At 71.7% G+C, this 20,278-nt stretch carries 17 protein-coding genes and 1 tRNA gene; 12 read left to right on the top strand and 6 right to left on the bottom strand.

Annotation, left to right across the window (positions count from 1 at the left end):
* Both obgE and proB read left to right on the top strand, forming a co-directional pair.
* Positions 1–1,266 carry a GTPase ObgE gene (obgE, locus tag GH723_RS11635; protein ID WP_153759801.1) on the top strand — a complete coding sequence of 422 codons (1,266 nt, stop codon included), beginning with the start codon at positions 1–3 and terminating at the stop codon, positions 1,264–1,266.
* Between the two features lie 25 nt (positions 1,267–1,291).
* On the top strand, positions 1,292–2,389 hold the full coding sequence (proB, locus tag GH723_RS11630) for a glutamate 5-kinase (protein WP_153759800.1): 1,098 nt from the start codon (positions 1,292–1,294) through the stop codon (positions 2,387–2,389).
* 90 nt (positions 2,390–2,479) lie between these two features.
* Here the strand turns inward: proB and GH723_RS11625 are convergent, their stop codons facing one another.
* Both GH723_RS11625 and GH723_RS11620 read right to left on the bottom strand, forming a co-directional pair.
* Positions 2,480–3,298, bottom strand: coding sequence for a PspA/IM30 family protein (locus GH723_RS11625; RefSeq protein WP_153759799.1), 819 nt, complete (start codon positions 3,296–3,298; stop codon positions 2,480–2,482).
* A gap of 10 nt (positions 3,299–3,308) precedes the next feature.
* Positions 3,309–4,070 carry a hypothetical protein gene (locus GH723_RS11620; protein ID WP_229022800.1) on the bottom strand — a complete coding sequence of 254 codons (762 nt, stop codon included), beginning with the start codon at positions 4,068–4,070 and terminating at the stop codon, positions 3,309–3,311.
* Between the two features lie 79 nt (positions 4,071–4,149).
* On the opposite strand from GH723_RS11620, the gene GH723_RS11615 reads away from it, so the two are divergent.
* From GH723_RS11615 to GH723_RS11605, 3 genes are all read left to right on the top strand, one after another.
* Entirely contained in the window at positions 4,150–5,409 is a 1,260-nt protein-coding gene (locus tag GH723_RS11615; protein WP_229022799.1) for a glutamate-5-semialdehyde dehydrogenase, read from the top strand.
* Positions 5,410–5,505: 96 nt separating this feature from the next.
* Complete coding sequence (locus GH723_RS11610) at positions 5,506–6,396, top strand: AAA family ATPase (protein ID WP_153759796.1); 891 nt, start codon at positions 5,506–5,508, stop codon at positions 6,394–6,396.
* Positions 6,397–6,413: 17 nt separating this feature from the next.
* Entirely contained in the window at positions 6,414–7,883 is a 1,470-nt protein-coding gene (locus GH723_RS11605) for a vWA domain-containing protein (protein WP_229022798.1), read from the top strand.
* Between the two features lie 9 nt (positions 7,884–7,892).
* Here GH723_RS11605 and GH723_RS11600 read toward each other — a convergent pair whose 3' ends face one another.
* Positions 7,893–9,242 carry a class II 3-deoxy-7-phosphoheptulonate synthase gene (locus GH723_RS11600; protein WP_153759795.1) on the bottom strand — a complete coding sequence of 450 codons (1,350 nt, stop codon included), beginning with the start codon at positions 9,240–9,242 and terminating at the stop codon, positions 7,893–7,895.
* Between the two features lie 50 nt (positions 9,243–9,292).
* Positions 9,293–10,123 carry a sigma-70 family RNA polymerase sigma factor gene (locus GH723_RS11595; protein WP_153759794.1) on the bottom strand — a complete coding sequence of 277 codons (831 nt, stop codon included), beginning with the start codon at positions 10,121–10,123 and terminating at the stop codon, positions 9,293–9,295.
* A gap of 346 nt (positions 10,124–10,469) precedes the next feature.
* Between GH723_RS11595 and nadD the strand changes: the two genes are divergently transcribed.
* Genes nadD through rsfS form a run of 3 tightly spaced genes read left to right on the top strand, consistent with a single transcriptional unit; the run spans position 10,470 to position 12,727 of the window.
* Positions 10,470–11,066, top strand: coding sequence for a nicotinate-nucleotide adenylyltransferase (nadD, locus tag GH723_RS11590; RefSeq protein ID WP_195210265.1), 597 nt, complete (start codon positions 10,470–10,472; stop codon positions 11,064–11,066).
* Positions 11,063–12,322 carry an LCP family protein gene (locus GH723_RS11585; protein WP_153759792.1) on the top strand — a complete coding sequence of 420 codons (1,260 nt, stop codon included), beginning with the start codon at positions 11,063–11,065 and terminating at the stop codon, positions 12,320–12,322. The genes nadD and GH723_RS11585 overlap by 4 nt, the downstream gene beginning before the upstream one ends.
* A gap of 12 nt (positions 12,323–12,334) precedes the next feature.
* Positions 12,335–12,727 (top strand): ribosome silencing factor, encoded by a 393-nt coding sequence (gene rsfS, locus GH723_RS11580; RefSeq protein WP_153759791.1) that lies wholly within the window; start codon positions 12,335–12,337, stop codon positions 12,725–12,727.
* 43 nt (positions 12,728–12,770) lie between these two features.
* Here the strand turns inward: rsfS and GH723_RS11575 are convergent.
* Positions 12,771–12,843, bottom strand: a tRNA-Ala gene (locus tag GH723_RS11575).
* A gap of 28 nt (positions 12,844–12,871) precedes the next feature.
* Between GH723_RS11575 and GH723_RS19050 the strand changes: the two genes are divergently transcribed.
* The 4 genes from GH723_RS19050 (at position 12,872) to GH723_RS11560 (ending at position 19,641) form a co-directional block, all read left to right on the top strand.
* Positions 12,872–13,006, top strand: coding sequence for a hypothetical protein (locus GH723_RS19050; RefSeq protein ID WP_267471315.1), 135 nt, complete (start codon positions 12,872–12,874; stop codon positions 13,004–13,006).
* Positions 13,007–13,046: 40 nt separating this feature from the next.
* The gene (leuS, locus tag GH723_RS11570) at positions 13,047–15,512 is read left to right on the top strand and encodes a leucine--tRNA ligase (protein ID WP_153759790.1); all 2,466 of its coding nucleotides are present in this window, start codon (positions 13,047–13,049) and stop codon (positions 15,510–15,512) included.
* A gap of 38 nt (positions 15,513–15,550) precedes the next feature.
* The gene (locus tag GH723_RS11565) at positions 15,551–17,194 is read left to right on the top strand and encodes an AMP-binding protein (protein ID WP_153759789.1); all 1,644 of its coding nucleotides are present in this window, start codon (positions 15,551–15,553) and stop codon (positions 17,192–17,194) included.
* Positions 17,195–17,343: 149 nt separating this feature from the next.
* A complete protein-coding gene (locus GH723_RS11560; RefSeq protein ID WP_229022796.1) occupies positions 17,344–19,641 on the top strand; it encodes an MMPL family transporter in 2,298 nt (765 codons plus the stop codon).
* An 8-nt stretch (positions 19,642–19,649) separates the two neighbouring features.
* Here GH723_RS11560 and GH723_RS11555 read toward each other — a convergent pair whose 3' ends face one another.
* On the bottom strand, positions 19,650–20,186 hold the full coding sequence (locus GH723_RS11555) for a Calx-beta domain-containing protein (RefSeq protein WP_153759787.1): 537 nt from the start codon (positions 20,184–20,186) through the stop codon (positions 19,650–19,652).
* Between the last annotated feature and the right edge of the window lie 92 nt (positions 20,187–20,278).

The following is a 20,278-nucleotide window of genomic DNA, read 5'->3' as shown; positions in this document are numbered from 1 at the left end:
GTGTCCCAGTCCCAGTTCGTCGACGAGTGCTCCCTCAACGTCCGGGGCGGTGACGGTGGCGCGGGCGCGGTGTCGATGCGCCGCGAGGCCCACGTCCCGATGGGCGGTCCCGACGGGGGCGACGGCGGGGATGGCGGCGACGTCTGGCTCGTGGCCGACCACAACGTGGCCTCGCTGATCGCGTTCCGGGATCACCCGCACCGGCGGGCGGAGAGCGGGGCGCACGGGCAGGGCAAGCGCAAGCACGGCGCCGCGGGCTCCGACCTCGAGGTCCACGTCCCGGTCGGCACCCAGGTCGGCGAGCGCGACGGCGAGGTCCTCGCCGACCTCGTCCACCACGGCGACCGCTGGCTCGCGGCGAAGGGCGGCGAGGGCGGCCGCGGCAACGCCAGCTTCCAGTCCCAGCGCCGACGCGCCCCGACCTTCGCCGAGCAGGGCGAGGTGGGCGAGGAGCGCTGGCTGCGCCTCGAGCTCAAGCTCATGGCCGACGTCGCCCTCGTCGGGTTCCCCAACGTGGGCAAGAGCACGCTGATCTCCCGCATCTCGGCGGCGAAGCCGAAGATCGCCGACTACCCGTTCACCACGCTCGAGCCGAACCTCGGCGTCGTGCGGCTCGACGACGGCTTCGAGATGGTCGTCGCCGACATCCCGGGGCTCATCGAGGGGGCGAGCGAGGGACGAGGCCTCGGCCACCAGTTCCTCCGCCACATCGAGCGGGCACGGGGGCTGGTCCTGCTGCTCGACCTCGCGCCGCTCGACGGCGTCGGACCCGAGGAGCAGGAGCGCGTGCTCCTCCAGGAGCTCGGTCGCTACCAGCCCGACATGCTCGACCGCCCCCGCATCTCGATCGGCTCCCGCGCCGACCTCGAGGGCCAGGTCGGCACGGAGGTCGACACCTCGGCGTTCGACGGCCTTCGGATCAGCTCGGTCACCGGCGACGGGCTGCCCCAGCTCCTCGGCGAGATGCGCCGCCTGGTCGAGGAGGCGCGCGCCGCCGACGCGGCCGACGAGGGCTTCGTCGTGCACCGCCCGGTCGGCGAAGGGATCCGCATCGAGCGTGGCGACGACGGGTCCTACGTCGTCGTCGGACGCCAGGCCGAGCGGGCGGTGAACCTCTCCGACCTGACCAACCTCGACGCCCTCGACTACGCCCAGGCCCGGCTGAAGCGGCTCGGGGTCAACAAGGCGCTGGCCCGCGCCGGGGCCCAGGAGGGCGACACCGTCCGCATCGGGCGACTGGTGTTCGACTACGAACCTGACGAGTGACCGCACCGTCGGGGATGCTGTCGGCGTGAGGGTCGTCGTCAAGATCGGGAGCTCGTCGCTCACCGACGAGGAAGGGGAGATCGCCCGCGGGGCGATCGAGAAGCTGTGCGCCGAGGTGGCCGACGTGCGCGCCGCCGGCCACGAGGTCGTCGTCGTCAGCTCCGGCGCCATCGCCGCCGGCCTGCCCTCGCTCGGCCTCGGCGGCCCTCGGCGCCCCCGGGACGCCCGAACGCTCCAGGCGGTCTCGGCCGTCGGTCAGAGCCGGCTGATGCGCGTCTACGACGACGTCCTCGGCTCCCACGGCATCGTCGGCGGCCAGGTGCTGCTCGCGCCGCTCGACTTCATGATCCGCCAGCAGTACCTGCACGCCCGCGGGACGCTGACCCGCCTCATCGAGCTCGGCACCGTGCCCGTCGTCAACGAGAACGACGCCATCGCCGACGACGAGATCCGCTTCGGCGACAACGACCGCCTCGCGGCGCTCGTCGCCCACCTGGTCGAGGCCGACGTCCTCGTCCTCCTCACCGACGCCCCGGGTCTGCTCACCGCTGACCCGCGGCTCGACTCGACGGCGTCGCTCATCGAGGAGATCGTCGAGATCGACCACGAGCTCGAGGCGCTCGCCGGGGGTGCCGGCACCGTGCGCGGCAGCGGGGGCATGGCCTCGAAGATCGCCGCGGCGAAGATCGCCGCGTGGACCGGGGTGCGAGCGGTGATCGCCGCCGCCGCTCGCCAGGACGTGCTGCGGGACGCGGTCGAGGGCCGTGCCGGGATCGGCACCGTCGTCCAGCCCCGCCCCATCAAGCTGAGCGCCCGCAAGCTCTGGATCGCGTTCGCGGTGGGCTCGGCGGGGACCATCGTCGTCGACGACGGGGCGCGCCGTGCCCTCGTCCAGCAGAACCGGTCGCTCCTGCCCGCCGGTGTCGTGGACGTGCGTGGCGCCTTCACCGAGGACGACGCCGTCGAGCTCGCCGGTCCCGACGGCAAGGTCTTCGCCAAGGGCCTGGCGCGCCTGTCCGCGTCGATGCTCGACGAGGTCAAGGGACGCCGCACCGACGACCTCCCTGCGGGTGTCACCCACGAGGTGGTCCATCGCGACGACCTCGTCATGTTGCCCGCCTGAGGCGGGGTGTCATGTTGCCCGCCTGAGGCGGGGTGTCATGTTGCCCGCCTGAGGCGGGGTGTCATGTTGCCCGCCTGAGGCGGGACGGGCTCAGCTCTCGCCGTCGGCCGGCGCCGTCGCGCCCTGGGGCGACTCGGTCTGCGACTCGGCGATCTTCTCCTCGAGCTCGCCCGCCGACGTCGGCCCGGCGGCCAGCCCGAGCTGGCCGCGGATCTCCTCCAGGCGGGTCTTGGCCTCGCTGTTGCGCGCCGCCTGCTCGATCTCGAGCATCTTCGACTCGACCGAGCTCTCCGACAGCTCGGCCATGCCCTTCGCCTTGGCGTAGCGGGACTCGATCTTCTCCCGGATCTGCTCGAACGTGGGCACGTCCTCGCCGACCGTCTCCGAGAGGCTGGCCATGGCCTTGTTCATGCGGTCCTGCATCTCGGCCTGGTCGAGCTGGCCGAGCAGCTTCTGGCGCTCCGAGAGCTTCTGCTGGAGGAGCTGCGAGTTCTGCGTCACCGCGGCGCGCGCCTGCTCGGCCGCCTGGCTCGACTGGAGGTGCAGCGCCTTCAGGTCCTCGATCTCGCGCTCGAGCCCGATCATGCGGTTGGCGAACGCCTCGGCAGCCGAGGTGTACTCGGCCATCTTCTCCTGATCGCCCGACTTCGAGGCCTCGTCGGCCATGAGGACCGCCTGGCGGGCGTTGGCGTTGACCTTCTCGAAGTCCTCGAGGGCCCGCGACAGGCGCATCTCGGTCTGCTTCTGGTTGGCGATGACGTTCGCCGCCTGCTCCTTGAGCCGACGGTGCTGGTCCTGGGCTTCCTGGATCGCCTGCTCCAGCTGGACCTTCGGGTCGGCGGTCTCCTCGAACCGTCCCGTCAGCCGCGCCGTCGTGTAGGCCCACCACCGCTTCAAGAGCTTGAACATGGCGGCGATCCTACCCAGGTCGTTCGCCCGGGGGCAGGGCGTCGGGCGGGGGTGCGCTGCTCTCGACGAGGGCGAGCCGCAGCGCCTCCAGCTCGTCCACGACCTGGTCGACGGTGGAGCCGAGCCCGATGAGGTCGTCGTCGCGGCCGGCCAGCGCGCTGATCTCGATGGCGCTGGCCACCGCCTCGGTGAGGCGCGCCTCGAGCGTCTCGAGCCGCGTCGTCGTGTCGGCGATGACGGCGTCGAGGCGGGCCGCCGACTCCAGCTGCGAGCGCACCGCTGCCGCCGCCGGCTCGTTGCCGTTGCTCTCGAGCGTCTCGAGCCGGCGGCGCAGGGACGGCGCGTCGAGGCGCTTGCGGGCGTCGGACACCGTCTGGGCCTGCTGGGCCACCTGCCAGCACTCCTGCACACCCATCTCGACGCTGCGCCGGATGTCGGTCAGTCGGTCGCGCAGCGGCCCGGGGCGGGCGGCGCGGAGCGCGGCGTCGAAGCGGTTGCGTGCGGTCACCGCGTCGCGCACGAAGTGGCGCCACGGCTCGCTCACCGCGAAGGGGTCGATGCGTCCGCCGGTGCCGCCCGTCCCCGCCCGCTGGAGGAGGACGGTGGCGCCGGTGCCCAGTCCCCACAGGATCAGCGCGGTGACGATCGCGCCGAGGAGGCCGCCGCTCAGCAGCAGGCCGAGCCCGGCGCCGACGACGGCGGCGACGAGGGCGACGGGGGAGAGGCCGGCACGGGCGACCGACCGGCTGGTCATCGGGACGGGCAGCGACACGTCGCCAGCATCGCACGCGACCTCCGCCGCGACACCGACGCCTCCAGCCGAGCAGCCCGTCGCCGGTAGCCTGGGAGCCGTGAGCGACACCACCAGCCCCACGCCCGTCGCCGAGCTCGGCCGCCGTGCCGCGGCCGCCGCCCGGGTCCTCGCCACCACCTCGACCGCGGCCAAGGACGCTGCGCTCCTCGGTGCCGCCGACCTCCTCGTCGCCCGCACCCCGGAGATCCTCGCTGCCAACGCCCGCGACGTGGTCCGGGCCACCGAGGGCGGCGCGACCGCCACCGTGGTCGACCGCCTCCGACTCACCGAGGCCAAGGTCGAGGGCATGGCGTCGGGCCTCCGCCAGGTGGCGGCGCTCGCCGACCCGGTGGGCGAGGTCGTCGGCGGCTGGGTGCGCCCGAACGGGCTGCGGATCTCACAGGTCCGGGTGCCGCTCGGCGTCGTCGCGATCATCTACGAGAACCGCCCGAACGTCACGAGCGACGCGTTCGGCCTGTGCCTGAAGTCGGGGAACGCGGCCTTCCTGCGGGGTTCGTCCGGTGCGATCGACTCCAACCTCGCCATCGCCGCCGTGCTGCGCGACGCCGTGGCCAAGGCCGGCCTCCCCGCCGACAGCCTGGTGCTGGTCGACGACACCAGTCGCGAGTCGGCCGTCGAGTTCATGCAGCTGCGCGGCACCATCGACGTCCTCATCCCCCGTGGCGGCCCGTCGCTCATCCAGGCCATCCTCGACAACGCCACGGTGCCCTACGTGATCGACGGCGACGGGAACTGCCACGTCTACGTCGACGAGTCGGCCGACCTCGACATGGCCCGCGACATCGTGGTCAACGCCAAGACCCAGCGGCCGTCGGTGTGCAACGCCGCCGAGTCCCTCGTCGTGCACCGCGCCGTCGCCGACCGGTTCCTCCCTGACGTGGCGTCGGTGCTGGCCGGTGTCGAGCTGGTGGGCGACGACCGAGCTCGGGCCCTCGTGCCCTCGATCGGTGAGGCCACCGAGGACGACTGGGGCACGGAGTTCCTCGACCTGAAGATGTCGGTGCGCGTCGTCGACTCGCTCGAGGAGGCCATCCACCACGTGCAGCGATACAGCTCGGGGCACAGCGAGGCCATCGTCACCAGCGACATCGCCTCCGCCGATCGCTTCTGCGCCGAGGTCGACGCCGCGGCGGTGGTGGTCAACGCCTCCACCCGGTTCGTCGACGGGGAGGAGTTCGGCTTCGGGGCCGAGATCGGCATCTCGACCCAGAAGCTGCACGCCCGGGGGCCCATGGGTCTGCGCCAGCTGACCACCGCGAAGTACGTCGTGCGCGGGGACGGGCAGACCCGGGGCTGACGCCCACGTCCCCCGATCCACCATCGCCGCAGGCGATGAGCGCCATGCCCGCCGTCGATTGACCCCCTGGTCAAGCCGTTCGATAGGGTCGCAGGAATGGACCACCGCTTCGAGTCAGTGCCCGCCGTCCGTCAGGGGTTGGCCGACATCAACTACCTCGCCGACGAGGGCATCGCCGGCGTCGTCTACCTCGCCGATCGCCTCCAGAAGCCGATCCTCGTCGAGGGTCCGGCCGGCACCGGCAAGACGCAGCTCGCCAAGTCCGTCGCCGAGATGATGGGCGCCCGGCTCATCCGCCTCCAGTGCTACGAGGGGCTCGACGAGTCCAAGGCGCTGTTCGAGTGGAACTACAAGAAGCAGCTGCTGCGCATCCAGGCCGAGCGCAACGCCGAGGGCACGTGGACCGACATCGAGGAGGACATCTTCTCCGAGGACTTCCTCCTCACCCGTCCGCTCCTCGAGGCCATCTCGGCCACCGAGCCCGTCGTCCTGCTCATCGACGAGATCGACCGGGTCGAGATCGAGACCGAGGCGCTCCTGCTCGAGATCCTCTCCGACTACCAGGTCTCGATCCCCGAGCTCGGCACCGTCACCGCCCAGCAGATCCCGATGGTGTTCCTCACCTCGAACAACACCCGGGAGCTGTCCGAGGCCCTCAAGCGCCGGTGCCTGTTCCTCCACATCGACTACCCGGACATGGACCGCGAGAAGGAGATCGTCCTCACCAAGGTCCCGGGCATCACCGAGACGCTCGCCGACCAGGTCGCCCGCATCGTGCGCTCGATCCGCCAGCTCGAGCTGAAGAAGGCGCCGTCGGTCTCCGAGACCCTCGACTGGGCCAACACCCTGATGCTGCTGAACATCAACCAGATCACGGCCCAGGACGCCACCGAGACGATCAACATCCTCCTCAAGTACCGCAGCGACATCGAGAAGGCCATCAAGGAGTTCTCGACCAACCAGTCCGACTTCGCCGGGCAGTCCTGACCCCCGGAGGTCGAGCCGTGACCGACACCGCCCCCACCGAGCTGTCCCCGATGTTCGAGCTGCTCACCGGCTTCAGCCGGGAGCTGCGCGAGGCCGGCATCCCCGTCAGCCTCAGCGAGAACATCGACGCGATGGAGGCGGTGCAGCACATCCCCCTCGAGGACCGGGACGCGCTCAAGTACGCGCTCGCCGCCACGATGGTGAAGCACGACAGCCACTGGCGGGCGTTCGAGACCGTGTTCGAGGTCTACTTCTCCCTGCGCGGCAAGGAGTACGGCATCGCCTCCGACGAGGAGGGCGAGGAGGGGTCCGACAACGTCGACATGGACGGAATGGGCAACCAGCCCGGCCGAGGCGACGGCAGCGGCGGATCCCAGATGTCGCCCGAGGAGCTGGCGGAGATGCTCTACCAGGCCCTCATGCGCGGCGACGACGCCATGATGCGCGCCATCGCCCGCCAGTCGGTGCAGCGCTTCGCAGGGATGGAGCCGGGCCGCCCGGTCGGTGGCACGTACTACTTGTACCGGACGCTGCGGAACCTCGATCTCGACGGCGTGCTCGACCGCCTCATGGAGCAGGCCAGGGAGAAGGCGCCGGACCCGGGGCTCACCCCGCTCGAGGAGCGTCTCGAGCGCGACGAGTTCGAGGCCCGGATCGACAAGCTGAAGAAGGAGGTCGAGGCCGAGATCCGCCGGCGGCTGGTCGCCGACCGCGGGGTCGAGGCCATGGCCAAGACGCTGCGCAAGCCGCTCCCCGAGGACGTCGACTTCATGCACGCCTCGCGGGAGGAGATGGCGAACCTCCGCAAGGCGATCTACCCGCTCACCCGCAAGCTCGCCGTGCGCCTGGCCCGCAAGCGCCGCCACGGTCGCAAGGGCCCGCTCGACTTCCGCAACACCGTCCGCCACTCGCTGTCCTACGGCGGCGTGCCGGCCGAGCCGAAGTTCAAGTACCCGCGGCCCGCGAAGCCCGAGATCTTCGTCATCGCCGACATCTCCGGCTCCGTCGCCGCCTTCGCCCGCTTCACGCTCCACCTCGTCTACGCCATCTCGAACCAGTTCTCGAAGGTGCGGTCGTTCGTGTTCATCGACGGCCTCGACGAGGTCACGTCGTACTTCGAGGGCGTCGACGACATCTCCGAGGCCGTCCACCGCGTGAACACCGAGGCCGACGTGGTGTGGGTCGACGGGCACTCCGACTACGGCCACGCGTTCGAGGTGTTCTGGGAGCGCTACGGCAAGGAGGTCGGGCCGAAGACCACGGTGCTGATCCTCGGCGACGCGCGGAACAACTACCACGCCTCGCAAGCCTGGATCATCCAGGAGATCAACAAGCGGGCTCGCAGCACGTTCTGGCTGAACCCGGAACCCAAGTCGTACTGGGACACCGGCGACTCGATCGTCGGCGAGTACGGCGCCCACTGCGACGGGACCTTCGAGGTGCGCAACCTGCGCCAGCTCGAGGGCTTCGTCGAGAACCTGGCCTGATCGGCCGGTTCAGCTCTCCCGCAGGAGCTCGGACACGCGGAACGCGAGGTCGAGCGACTGGCGGCCGTTGAGGCGCGGGTCGCAGACCGTCTCGTAGCGGGTGTCGAGGTGATCGGCGAGGACCTCGGTGGACCCGCCGAGGCACTCGGTGACGTCGTCGCCGGTGAGCTCGATGTGGACGCCGCCGGGCCAGGTGCCCTCGGCGCGGTGGGCGGCGAAGAAGCCGCTGATCTCGGCGAGGACGTCCTCGAGGTGGCGGGTCTTGTGGCCCGACTCGCTGGTGAACGTGTTGCCGTGCATCGGGTCGCACGCCCAGACGACCGGGTGGCCGGCGTCGGTGACGGCCCGCAGGATCGGACGCAGCCCGGCCTCCACGTTGGCCGCGCCCATGCGGCTGATGAGCGTGAGCCGGCCGGGGATGCGGTCGGGGTTCAGCCGCTCGCAGATCTCGAGGACCTCGTCGGGCGTGGCCGTGGGGCCGACCTTGCAGCCGAGCGGGTTGCCGACCCCCGACAGGAACTCCACGTGCGCGCCGTCGAGCTGACGGGTGCGCTCGCCGATCCAGAGCATGTGGGCCGAGCAGTCGTACCAGTCGCCGGTGAGGGAGTCCTGGCGGGTGAGCGCCTCCTCGTAGCCGAGGATGAGGGCCTCGTGGCTCGTCCACATGTCGGCCTCGTGCAGCTGCGGGTGCTCGCCGGCGTCGATGCCGCAGGCCTCCATGAACCGCAGCGCCCGGTCGATGCCCGCGGCCAGCTCCTCGTAGCGCTTGCCGGCGGGCGACGAGGCGACGAACTCCTGGTTCCAGGAGTGCACGCGCCCGAGGTCGGCGAAGCCGCCCTTGGTGAACGCCCGCAGCAGGTTCAGGGTGGATGCCGACTGGTGGTAGGCGGCCAGCAGCCGGTCGGGGTCGGGGATGCGGGAGGACTCGCTGAAGCCCGGGTCGTTGACCATGTGGCCACGGAACGAGGGAAGCTCGACGCCGCCGACGGTCTCGGTCGGGCTGGAGCGCGGCTTCGCGAACTGGCCGGCGATGCGGCCGACCTTGATGACCGGGACGCCCGCCGAGTACGTGAGCACCACGGCCATCTGGAGGATGACCTTCAGCTTGTCCCGGATGGGATCGGCGGCGAAGGCGTCGAACGACTCGGCGCAGTCGCCGGCCTGGAGCAGGAAGGCGCGACCGTCGGCCACGCGCGCCAGCTGGTTCGTGAGCTCCCGCGCCTCGCCCGCGAAGACGAGGGGCGGCAGCGTGCCGATGGTCTTCAGGACCCGCTCGAGGTCGGCCGCATCGGGCCAGTCGGGCTGCTGGCCCGCGGGCCGGCGTCGCCACGACGATGGGGTCCAGGTGGTGGTGCTCACCGCACAAGCCTCATGCGTGGAGGCACCGCGGCGCAACACCGTTCACGGCGTCAGGCGGCGTCGGTGGCCGCCGCCGCCTGCTCGCGCACGACGTTGACGGCCCGCTTGACCAGCCGGCGAGCGGCCTCGGCGGTGACGCCGAGATCCTCGCCGACCTCGCGGTAGGACTTCTTGCGGCCGTCGTCGAGGCCGAACCGCTGCTCGACGGCGCGACGTGCCCGGGGGTCGAGGACGTCGAGGAGACCGGTGACCGCCGCCTCGTCGGAGCGGGCGATGACCTCCTGCTCGGGGCTCGGGCCACCGTCGGACAGCAGGTCGATGAGCTCGTTGCTGTCGTCGTCGCCGATCGTGCGGTCGAGCGAGGTCGGGGTGGTGAGCCGGTGCAGGCGGGCGTGCTCGTCGTCGAGCTCGTCGCCGTCGCCGGACACCTGGCGGAGGGCGGCTCGCAGGCTCGCCGAACGGTCGCCCGGCAGGCGGACGAGGCTGGCCTTCTGGTCGAGGGCCCGGCCGATGGCCTGGCGGATCCAGAACGTGGCGTAGGTGGAGAACTTGAAGCCCTTGCGCCAGTCGAACTTGTCGACGGCGTGCTCGAGCCCGAGGTTGCCCTCCTGGACGAGGTCCAGCAGCTCCATGCTCGGGGGCAGCGGGTAGCGACGGGCGACGCTGACCACCAGGCGCAGGTTGGCCCGGATGAAGCGGTCCTTCGCCGCGGCGGCGGCGCGCACCGCCCGGGTGAGCTCGCGGCCGGTCTCCCCGGCCTCGAGCCGGGCGCGCGCCTCGGCGCCCTTCTCGATGATCTGGGCGAGCTCGCGCTCCTCCTGCGCGTTGAGCAGGGGGACGGCGCCGATCTCGTTGAGGTACTGGCCGACGGAATCACTCATGACGATCTCTCCAACGGGAACGACGTGCGTGTCATTCCCATCTCGCGTGGTGCAGGGGAGGTGTGGGGGGATGGGGGGAGCCCTGCAAGGGGTTCAACGACTGGTACCCCGCGCTGCTTCCGCTCACTCGGGTGAAATGCGTCACCGCAGGCCCGGGCGGGGTTGCCTCTCGATTGGATCGGCGGTAATGGGCGTCGTGTGAGGGAAGGTGCGGGTGACCCCCGTCGCACCGGGTGCGGCCTGCGCAGCGGCGGCCGGTCGGGTCGTGGGTGCGGGACGAGGGGGTCCACCAAGGTACCAAGCCCGTGCGCCGAAGTGGTGTCGGTTCCGCCGTAAGCTGCCGGCGGTGGGGAGACGTGAGCGCGTGGGCATCTTCGGTGGCACCTTCGACCCACCCCACGTCGGTCACCTCGTCGCCGCCCTCAACGCCCGCCACGGCGCCCGCCTCGATCGCGTGCTCCTCGTCGTGGCCAACGAACCGTGGCAGAAGCTCGGGGTGCGCGACCTCAGCCCCGCCGCCGATCGGCTCGCGATGGTCGACGCCGCGGTCGACGGCGTCGAAGGGCTGGCGGCGAGCGACATCGAGATCCGGCGTGGCGGCCGCTCCTACACCGCCGACACGCTGGCCCAGCTCCACGACGAGCTGCCCGGTGCCGACCTGTTCCTCATCCTCGGCAGCGACGCCGTCGCCGGGCTGCCCACCTGGGAGCACACGGAGCGCCTGAAGGAGCTGGCCGACATCGTCGTGGTCGACCGGCCGGGCACCGAGGGGGCGCGGCCCCCCGAGGGCTACCGCTACGAGGTCGTCGAGGTCCCCCAGCTCGAGATCTCGAGCACCGACATCCGCGCCCGGGTCCGCGACGGGCGTCCGCTCGACTACCTGCTGCCGCGCGACGTCATCGCCTGCGTCCTCGGGCGCGGGCTGTACCGGGACGGCGCGTGACGACCCAGGCGGACCAGGACGTGCCGGCGCGCTTCCCCCACGCTCCCGACGCGCCGGATCGGCGCCCCCGTCGCTCCGAGCAGCGTCGCAGGGCGCAGCGCGTCCACCAGCGGGCGATGACGGCCTACGTCGCGGCCCTGGTCCTCCTCGGCCTCGCCGTGCCCGTGCTCGGCTGGATCGGCGTGCAGGTGATCCTCGACAGCAGCGACGGCCAGGTCGTCGACCCCCAGCTCGACCCGAACGAGCCCGGCTTCCAGGCGCTGGTCGCGCCCTCGCCGACGCTGCTCGTCCTCCACGTCGACGACGCCGGCGGGCTGGTCGGCACCACCCTGCTCGGCCTGCCCAGCGAGGACGGCGACGGCGGCGGTGTGCTCCTCGTGCCGCCGGCGACGGTGGGCGACGTCCCCGACATCGGCGAGCTGCCGATCGACGCGGCGTACGCGTACAGCGGGCTCGACGCGGCGCGCGCCACCGCCGAGTGGGCGCTCGGCATCTCGATCGACGACGTCGTGGTCCTCGACCCGGCGGAATGGAGCGACGTCATCAGCTCGACCGGGCCCCTGGCCCTCACCAACCCCGACGTCCTCCGCGACGCCGAGGGCGACGTGGCGTTCCCCGCCGGCGAGCTGGTGCTCGAACCGAGCCAGGTGCCCGCCTACGCCGCCGCGCTCCAGCCCGGCGAGAGCCGCCTCAACCGCCTCTTCCGCCAGGAGCTCGTGTGGCGCGCCTGGCTCGACGCGATGGCCGAGGACCCGACCGCCGTGCAGTTCCCCGGCGAGCAGGAGCGCGGGCTGGCCCGCTTCCTGCCGACGATCGCCTCGGGCACCGTCCACCTCGAGGCCCTTCCCGTCGAGCCTGTGCCCGTGAGCGACCCGTCGACACCGGAGACGTTCGTCGCCGCCCCCGAGGTGCTCGATCGGGTGATCCCCGAGGTCGTCCCGTTCCCGGCGAGCAACGCGGGCGGCAGCCGACCGCTCGTCCGCGTGCTCGCGGGCACGGGTCCGCAGGAGGGCACGGTGGAGGTGGCCCGGCGCGTGGTCGCGGCGGGTGGCCAGGTCGTGCTGGTGGGCAACGCCGACCGGTTCGACCACGCCGAGACCCAGATCACCTACTGGGACGACACCCGCCGCGAGGAGGCCCAGGAGGTCGCGGAGGCCCTCGGGTTCGGTACCGTGACCAGGGTCGACGAGGTCGACGAGAGCGCCGACATCGTGGTCGTCATCGGCCAGGACCTCGCCGGCGCCCTGGGCACGTAGAGAGGCGTCACCATCAGCACCGAGCACGACACGGACACGGACCCCACGCACTGGGCGCTCCTCGCAGCCCGCGCCGCGGCCGCCAAGGGAGGCAACGACCCGGTCGTGCTCGACGTCGGCAGCGTCGTCGCGATCACGGGCGCCTTCGTCATCGTCAGCGCCGGCAACAGCCGGTTGGTCCGCACCCTCGTCGACGAGGTCGAGGCCAAGATCACCGAGGCCGGCGGTCCGAAGCCGCGGCGCGTCGAGGGACGGGACACGCTCCAGTGGGTCCTCGTCGACTACGGGGACTTCGTCGTGCACGTCTTCGACGACGAGGCCCGGGCCTTCTACGAGCTCGAGCGGCTCTGGTCCGACGTGCCCCGCCTGGAGTGGGACGAGCCGCCCGCCGCCGCCGAGGCCTGAGCCCCGGACGCGACACCGCCGGCGCAGCTGCGCCGGCGGGGAGTGGAGCTAAGGAGAATCGAACTCCTGACCTCTTCCATGCCATGGAAGCGCTCTACCAACTGAGCTATAGCCCCGAGTGGAAGGTGCACTGTATCGCACCCCGTGGCGGCCAGAGCAAGCCGGGTCGAGCGTCACACCCGCGGCCGCCACCTCCGCCTGGCGCCTCCCCGGAACAACCAGACCAAGGGCATCCGCTGGGCGGCGGACGACGAGATCCGGCCGCTGCAGCAGGGGTGAACGGTTCGGCCGGTCGACGGCCCCTCGGTACGATGCCGCCATGAGCGACGGGTACGACGTGCAGGCCATCGAGGCCAAGTGGCAGCAGCGGTGGCGCGACTCCGGCGCGTACGAGATCGACAACGACGACCAGCGGCCGCCGTACTACGTGCTGTCGATGTACCCGTACCCGAGCGGACGGGCGCACATGGGTCACGTCCGGAACTACACGTTCGGCGACCTCATCGTCCGCTACCGCACGATGAACGGCTACGGCGTGCTGTCGCCGATCGGCTTCGACTCCTTCGGGCTGCCCGCGGAGAACGCCGCCATCCGCACCGGCGAGCACCCGCGCACCTTCACCGACGCGCGCATCGAGGAGCTGGCCTCGTCGCTCCAGCGCATCGGCGCCGTCTACGACTGGCGCCGCCAGGTCAAGAGCCACGACCCGAGCTACATCAAGTGGACCCAGTGGATCTTCCTGCGCTTCCTCGAGGCCGGGCTCGCCTACCGGGCCGAGGCCCCGGTGAACTGGTGCCCCGGGTGCCAGACGGTGCTGGCCAACGAGCAGGTCCTGGCCGACGGCACCTGCGAGCGCTCCGGCGACGTGGTCGAGAAGCGGGACCTCGAGCAGTGGTTCTTCAAGATCACCGACTACGCCGACCAGCTGCTCGACGACCTCGACGACCTCGAGTGGCCCGAGCGGGTCAAGACGATGCAGCGCAACTGGATCGGGCGGTCCAAGGGCGCGGAGTTCGACATGGACGTCGTCGACGCCGACGGCGAGCCGCATCCGAGCGGTCGGTCGTTCCGCGTCTTCACGACCCGCCCCGACACCAGCTTCGGCATGACGTTCGCCGTCCTCGCCCCCGAGCACGAACTCGTCGAGGAGATCGTGGTGGAGGAGCGGCGGGCGGAGGTCGAGGCGTTCGTCGCTCGGGTCCGCAAGGAGACCGAGATCGACCGCCTCTCGGCCGAGGGACCGCTCGAGAAGCGCGGCATCTTCACCGGCGCCTACGCCCGCAACCCGTTCACCGGGAAGCCGGTGCCGATCTACCTGGCCGACTACGTCCTCACCACGTACGGCACGGGGGCGATCATGGCCGTCCCGGCCGAGGACCAGCGCGACTGGGACTTCGCCACCGCCTACGGCCTGCCGATCGTGCGCACGGTGCAGCCGCCGGAGGGCTGGGAGGGGGAGGCGTACACAGGCGACGGGCCGCGCATCAACAGCGACTGGCTCGACGGCATGGACAAGACGACGGCGATCGCCGCCGCCATCGACTGGCTCGAGGAGCGCGGCATCGGCGAGCGCACGGTCAACTACCGCCTGCGCGACTGGCTCCTGTCCCGCCAGCGCTTCTGGGGGTGCCCGATCCCCGTGGTGCACTGCCCGTCGTGCGGCATCGTCCCGGTGCCCGACGAGGAGCTGCCCGTCCTGGCGCCCGACGACGTCGAGTTCCTGCCCACCGGCGAGTCGCCGCTCAAGCTCCACGAGGGCTTCCTGCGCGCCGAGTGCCCCACCTGCCGCGGCCCGGCCACCCGCGAGACCGACACCATGGACACGTTCGTCGACTCGTCCTGGTACTTCCTGCGCTTCGCCGACCCCTTCAACGAGTCCGCCCCGTTCTCCGCCGACGCGGCGTCGCGCTGGCTGCCCGTCGACCAGTACATCGGCGGCGTGGAGCACGCCATCCTCCACCTGATGTACGCCCGCTTCTTCACCAAGGCGCTGGCCGACCTCGGCTACGCCCCGAAGGAGCTGCGCGAGCCGTTCAAGCGCCTGTTCACCCAGGGGATGGTGCGGCTCCACGGCGCCAAGATGTCGAAGTCGAAGGGCAACCTGGTCGCCCCCGAGGAGATCATCGACAGCGACGGGGCCGACGCGCTGCGGCTCGCCCACCTCTTCGTCTCCCCGCCGAGCGACGACGTCGACTGGGACGCCGTCACCATCGAGGGGGCCAGCCGCTTCCTCGCCCGGGTCTGGCGCCTGGCCAACGGCGAGATCGGCACGGCGGTGGACCGCGCCCCGACGCCCGCCGATGAGGCGATCGAGCGGGCCACGCACCAGCTGATCGTCCGCATCACCGACGAGTTCGAGCGGTGGTCGTACAACACCGCGGTCGCCGGGTGCATGGAGCTCGTGAACGAGCTCTACCGCTACGCCCAATCCGACGACGGCGCCCGGCGCGAGACCCTCGACGAGGCGGTCGACACCCTGCTGAAGGTCATGGCGCCGATGACCCCGCACATCACGGCCGAGCTGTGGGAGCGCCGCCACGGCGACTCGGTCCACACCCAGACCTGGCCCACCGCCGACCCCTCGAAGCTGGCGGTGGCGACCGTGACGATGGTGGTCCAGGTCAACGGCAAGGTGCGCGACCGCATCGAGGTCGACGCCGGCCTCGACGAGGACGCGGCGGTGGCTGCGGCGCTGGCCTCCGAGAAGGTCCAGGCCCAGCTCGGCGGCGCCGAGCCCCGCAAGGTGATCGCCCGCCCGCCGAAGCTGGTGAACGTCGTCGCGTAGGGCGTAACGCCGTACAGCCGGCGAGGGTCGAACGGTCCATGTCGAGCCTCTCCGCGCGCATCGAAGCCTCCGCCCACAGGGGCGGGGCCATCACGTTCGTCGGCGCCGAGGATCCGGTGCGGGTGCCGTGGTCCCAGCTCCACGACGACGCCCGGTCGATGGCCGCGGGGCTCCAGGCCCGGGGCGTCGCCCCCGGTGACCACGTCGCGATCCTCGGCCCCACCAGCCGCCCGCTCGTCACGGCGATCCAAGCCGTCTGGCTGGCCGGGGCGACCATCGTCGTCATGCCCATCCCGATGCGGATGGGCTCGATCGAGGAGTTCGTCGCCGCGACCCGTCGCCGGCTCCATCGGGCGGACGTCGCCCTCTTCCTCATCGACCCCGACCTCGCCCCGTTCGTCGAACCCGAGCCGGGCGACCCCCCGATCGTCGGGCTCGACGAGGTGTCGGGCCCGGGCGGTGCGTCACGCTACGAGCGTCCGGCCGACGACCTCGACCGCCTGGCGATCCTGCAGTTCACCAGCGGCTCCACCGCCGACCCCAAGGGCGTCGCCCTCCCGCACCGGGCGGTCGGCGCGAACCTCGACGCCATCGCCGAGGCCGCGGCGCTGGACCCCGACGACGACGTCCTCGTCTCGTGGCTGCCGCTCTACCACGACATGGGACTCGTGGGACTGCTCACGCTGGCCATGACCACCGGCACCGACCTGGTGCTCGGCGCCCCGCAGGACTTCATGGCTGCGCCGCTGCGGTGGATGCAGTGGCTGTCCGACTTCGGCGGCACGGCGACCGCCGGCCCCAACTTCTCCTACGTCCTCGCGGCTCGCGCCCTGCGGCGGGCCGAGGGGCTCGACCTGTCGCGCCTGCGGATCGCCCTGAACGGCGCGGAGCCTGTCGATCCCGACACCGTGGAGGCGTTCGTCGCCGCCGCCGCCCCCTTCGGGATGCGTCCGGGGGCCGTCTTCCCCGCCTTCGGGATGGCCGAGGTCGCCATCGCCGGCACGTTCCCGCCGCCGCTGGCCGGTCTGCGCACCGACGTGGTCGACCTGAAGGTCCTCGAGTCGGAGCGCTACGCCGCGCCGATCGACGCCGACGCCCCCCACGCCCGGCGGCTCGCCAAGCTCGGCCGCGCCGTGCCCGGCCTGCAGATCCGCATCGTCGACCCCGCCACCGGCCAGGTCCTGTCCGACCGGGAGGCGGGGGAGCTCGAGATCCAGGGCACGTCGGTGTGCTCGGGCTACTACAACGACCCCGAGGCGACGGCGGAGCTGTTCCGCGACGGGTGGCTCCGCACGGGGGACCTCGCGTACACGATCGACGACGAGCTCGTGATGTGCGGGCGCATCAAGGACGTGATCATCGTCGGAGGCCGCAACGTCTTCCCGGAGGACATCGAGCGGGCCGTGTCGGGCGTGGACGGCGTGCGACCGGGCAACGTCATCGCGTTCGGCGTCGAGGGGCGCAACGGGCGCGAGGCGATCGTCGTCGTCGCCGAGACCAAGGCGGAGGACACGGCCGCCATGCACGGGACGATCAACGAGCACGTGCGACGCGTGGTCGGCACGCCGGCCAAGGACATCGTGCTCGTGCCGCCGGGGACGCTCCCGAAGACCTCGTCGGGCAAGCTGCAGCGGTCGCTCTGCCGCCAGCGCTACCTCGAGGTCGACCTCCAGCGCGCCTGAGCTGTGCCCGAAATCTCCTTGCCGTCGACCGATGAGCGACGGAGCGTAGAGGCGTCATAGCGCGGACGACGACTCTCTGGGGAGGTCCCGTGTTCGCTCGATTGGGTAGGTGGTGCCACGACCGCCGACGTCTGGTCCTCGGCGCGTGGGTGGCCGTGCTGCTGCTCGGCGGCGCGGTGGCGGGGGCGGCCGGCAACGACTTCCGCGACGAGTTCAACCTGCCCGACGTGGAGTCGAAGGTCGGGTTCGACATCCTCGACGAGTCCTTCGGCGGCGAGGGGACCGGCATCGTCGGCACCGTGGTGTTCCGTGCCGATCAGGGCGTCGACGACCCCGAGGTGCAGGAGGCGGTCACCTCGGTGCTCGCCCTCTTCGACGACGTGCCCGAGGTCGTGCGCATCGAGAGCCCCTACGACGCGGACGGTGGTCGGCTGATCTCGTCGCAGGGGCCCGGGGCGGGGCAGATCGCCTACGCCAACATCGAGCTCGACCCCGACATCCCGTTCCCGCGCGCCGAGGAGATCCGCGGCGACGTCGTCGAGGCGCTGCCCGAGGTCGAGGGACTGCGGATCGAGCTCGGTGGCTTCATCTTCGCCGAGTTCGAGGAACCGTCGTCGGAGATCCTCGGGCTCGCCTTCGCCATCGTCATCCTCATCGCCGCGTTCGGCTCGGTCCTCGCGATGGGGCTCCCCGTGGGCGTCGCGCTGTTCGGCATCGGCCTCGGGACCACGCTCGTCGGCCTCCTCAGCAACGTCATGTCGGTGCCCGACTTCGCCACGTTCCTTGGGATCATGATCGGCCTCGGCGTCGGCATCGACTATGCGCTGCTCATCGTCACCCGCTACCGAGAGCAGCTGCACGGCGGGCACACGGTCCGCGAGGCGGTCGGCACCGCGCTCGACACCGCGGGACGTTCGGTCCTCTTCGCCGGCACCACCGTCGTGATCTCGCTCCTCGGCATGCTCCTGATGGCCGTCAGCTTCGTCCAGGGCCTGGCCGTCGCGGCGGCGTCCGTCGTCGCGGTCACGATCGCCGCCTCCCTCACCCTCCTGCCGGCTCTCCTCGGCTTCGCGGGGGAGCGGGTCGAGCTCACCCGCTGGCGGGGGCTGATCGCCGCCGGACTGGTGGCGCTCGGGCTCGTCGGCGTCGGATTGGGGCTCACGCCGCTCGTCGTCGCCTTCCCGGTCGCCGGCGTCGTGCTCGTGGCCGGGCTCTTCGTCGGTCCGCTCAAGCGGCAGGTCATCCACCGCCCCCCGCGTCCGCACGACGAGACGCTCGCCTACCGGTGGAGCCGGATGATCCAGCACCGACCGTGGACGACGGCGCTGCTCAGCGCCGCCGCCCTCTGCGTGCTCGCGATCCCGGTGTTCTCGCTGCGGCTCGGCTTCTCCGACGAGAGCAACTTCCCGGAGGACACGTCCACCCGCCAGGCGTACGAGCTGCTGGTCGAGGGGTTCGGCCCCGGGTTCAACGGCCCGCTGCTGATGGCCGCACCCCTGCCCGACGGCGCCGACCTCGATGCCGTCGCCGCCGTGACCTCGGCGATCGACGCCGATCCCGGCGTGGCGTTCGTGTCGCCGGCCCAGTTCGACGATCCCGCGGCGCCCTCCGCCGTCGTGTGGAACGTCGTCCCCACGACCGGCCCCCAGGAGGTCGAGACGACACGGCTGGTGGAGCGCCTCCGCGAGGAGGTCCTGCCGCCCCTCGAAGGCGCCATCGGCACCGATGTGGCGGTGACCGGCGGCGTGGCGGTCAACATCGACTTCTCCCACTACCTGTCGTCGCGGATGCCGTACTTCCTCTCCGCCGTCCTCCTGTTGTCGTTCCTCCTGCTGATGGTCGTCTTCCGGTCGCTGCTCGTGCCCCTGAAGGCCGTGCTGATGAACCTCCTGTCGATCGGCGCCTCCTACGGCGTGATCGTCGCCCTGTTCCAGTGGGGCTGGTTGAGCGACCTCACCGGCGTGGCGCCGGCACCCATCGAGCCGTGGGCGCCGATGATGCTGTTCGCCATCGTGTTCGGGCTCTCGATGGACTACGAGGTGTTCCTGCTGTCACGGATCCGCGAGGAGTGGCACCGCACCGGTGACGCCCGCACCTCGGTGGCCGACGGGCTCGCGGCGACCGCCAAGGTCATCACCGCCGCCGCGGCGATCATGGTGTTCATCTTCGGCAGCTTCATCCTCGAGAACGACCGGGTCGTGAAGCTGATGGGCACGGGCCTGGCGACGGCGATCCTCCTCGACGCGACGATCGTCCGGATGCTCCTCGTGCCGGCGACGATGGAGCTGCTCGGCGACAGGAACTGGTGGCTGCCCCGCTGGCTCGACCGGCTCCTGCCCACGCTCGACGTCGAGGGCCACGCCGAGCCCGTGCTCGACCTCACCGTGCCGGTCGACGGCGGCGAGGCCGAGCCCGAGGCGGAGTCGACGCTGGTCGGCGGCGACTGACGGCCGGCTCAGGCCGGGAGGGACAGCACCAGCTGCACGAGGTGTCGGACGGAGGCCCACGACGTCGTGAACCCTCCCGGCCCCCGGCCGTCGTCGTCCAGGATCGTGCCGAGGCCGCCGCCGCCGACGATCGTGCCGCCCTGGGCGTTGCTCATCTCGACGACGAACTCCTCGTCGCCCTCGGGCACGGCGTCGCCGACGACCGACACGACGTAGTCCGCGGTCGTCTGACCGGGGGCGAACACCACCGTGGCGGGGACGGACTGGTGGTCCGACGGCGAGGTCGCGGACCCGGGCGTCGTCACCAGGTCCACGGAGACCGGCTGGTCCGAGGGGTGGGACAGGCTGACCGTGAAGTGGAAGCCGGTCGGTCCGCCGGTGCCCTCGGCGTGGGTCTCCTGGCTGATGTGGATCGTCGGCGGGGTCGCGCCGGGGACGGGGATGACGTCGTCGGGACGGGCCGAGGCCGCGCCGGCGGCAGTGGCGGTGACGCCGACGAGCGCGGCGAGGGCGAGCGAGGTGGCGGAGCGGATCGTGGGGCGCATGGTCGGACCTCTTCGGGGCGAGGCAGCGCGGCTGCCGTGGCTGTGCGGAGGTCCTGACCGGCCGGCGCCGGATCCCTTACACCGCGACCCCG

Source organism: Actinomarinicola tropica, from assembly GCF_009650215.1.
Taxonomy (GTDB): domain Bacteria; phylum Actinomycetota; class Acidimicrobiia; order Acidimicrobiales; family SKKL01; genus Actinomarinicola; species Actinomarinicola tropica.
The sequence above is the reverse complement of the archived record's forward strand: the minus strand, read 5'-3'. Positions and strand labels throughout refer to the sequence as shown.